General features: G+C 66.1%; 2 protein-coding genes. Both read right to left on the bottom strand.

Annotated elements, in window-relative coordinates; all coding sequences use genetic code 11:
• Positions 1–48: 48 nt before the first annotated feature.
• Positions 49–945, bottom strand: a complete 897-nt coding sequence (locus tag ACFYPR_RS31765; RefSeq protein WP_354863382.1) for an IS3 family transposase — start codon at positions 943–945, stop codon at positions 49–51.
• The gene (locus ACFYPR_RS31760; RefSeq protein ID WP_354863383.1) at positions 942–1,265 is read right to left on the bottom strand and encodes a transposase; all 324 of its coding nucleotides are present in this window, start codon (positions 1,263–1,265) and stop codon (positions 942–944) included. Before ACFYPR_RS31760 ends, ACFYPR_RS31765 begins: the two co-directional genes overlap by 4 nt.
• Positions 1,266–1,323: the final 58 nt, after the last annotated feature.

Below are 1,323 nucleotides of genomic sequence, written 5' to 3'. Positions count from 1 at the left end.
ACTGGGCTTGACCCGTTTCGACGGACAGGGTCGATGTGTTGATCTTAGTCAGGCTGCCTGGGCCGCTGGTAGGAGGTGCGAACCGGTGGATTCGAAGGCGGCGGGGCTGAGGTAGCCCAGGGTCGAGTGCCGGCGGCGGGTGTTGTACCACCCTTCGATGTACTCGAATATGGCCTGGCGGGCGGCTTGGTGGGTGGGCCATGGCTGGCGGTGTAGCAGTTCTGTCTTGATGGTGGAGAAGAACGATTCGGCGACCGCGTTGTCCCAGCACTGCCCGCGCCGTCCGACGGACAGGCGGATGCCGTGACGTTGCGCGAGGCGGGCGTGCTGGGCGCTGGTGTATTGACAGCCGCGATCTGAGTGGAAGACCAGCCCGGACTTGGGTCGGCGCCGCACGAGGGCGTCGGTGAGAGCGGCGTCGATCAGGTCGGTTTTGAGGTGCTCGGCGATGGCCCAGCCGACGATGCGGCGTGAGGCCAGGTCGATAACGGTGGCCAGGTAGAGCCAGCCCTGCCAGGTGTTGATGTAGGTGATGTCCCCGCACCAGCGGGAATTGAGGGCGCCCGGATCGGTGGTGAAGTCACGTCCGACCAGGTCGGGGCGTCTGCCGGCGTTCGGGTCCGGGATCGTCGTGGCCCGCCACCGGCGAGGGCTCTTCCCGGCCAGTTCAGCGGCGCGCATCAGCCGGGCGACGCGTTTACGGCCGTGCCGCATGCCGGCGTCGGCGAGGTCGGCGTGAATCCGTGGCGCCCCGTAGGTGCCCTTCGACACCGCATGAATCTGGATGATCTTCTCGGTGAGCTGGGCATCAACGCGCCCACGAACGGACTGGACACCGGATTTGCGCTGGTAGTAGGCGGACCTGGAGACCTCGAGCAGCTCACACGCACGCTTGACGTTGTGTTCGCCGGCTTGCTCCGCCTCGATGAACGGGTGCACGTTCACCGGGTCTCCTTCGCGAAGAAAGCCGTCGCCCGCTTGAGGATGTCCACGTCCTCGCGCAGCCTGCGGTTCTCCCGCCTCAGCTGCGCAAGCTCGTCTCGTTCGCTGCTGGTCAGACCGTCGGTGCGGGCACCGGTGTCAAGGTCGGCCTGCTTGACCCAGTCACGCACCGCGGTCTCGGTCAGGTCGAAATCCTGGCTGACCTGTCGAAGCGTGCGGTCACCGCGCTGGCACAACTCGACGATCTCAGCCTTGAACTCCGGCGTGAACGAACGCCGAGGCCGCGGCCGCTTCTTCCCCATGCTCTCCATGATGATGGACATCCTCCCGGAGACCCCAGGTCCCCTGTTCTCGGATGTCCGTCAAAACGGGGCAGGCCCA

The organism is Micromonospora sp. NPDC005254, assembly GCF_042872525.1.
In the GTDB taxonomy this organism is placed as follows: Bacteria; Actinomycetota; Actinomycetes; order Mycobacteriales; family Micromonosporaceae; genus Micromonospora.
Note: the sequence above shows the minus strand (reverse complement) of the source record. Positions and strands in the feature narration are given on the sequence as shown.

Coding starts and splice junctions, on each gene's coding strand:
- ACFYPR_RS31760 (WP_354863383.1), bottom strand. CDS start 1,265: ATGTCCATCATCATGGAGAGCATGGGGAAGAAGCGGCCGCGGCCTCGG.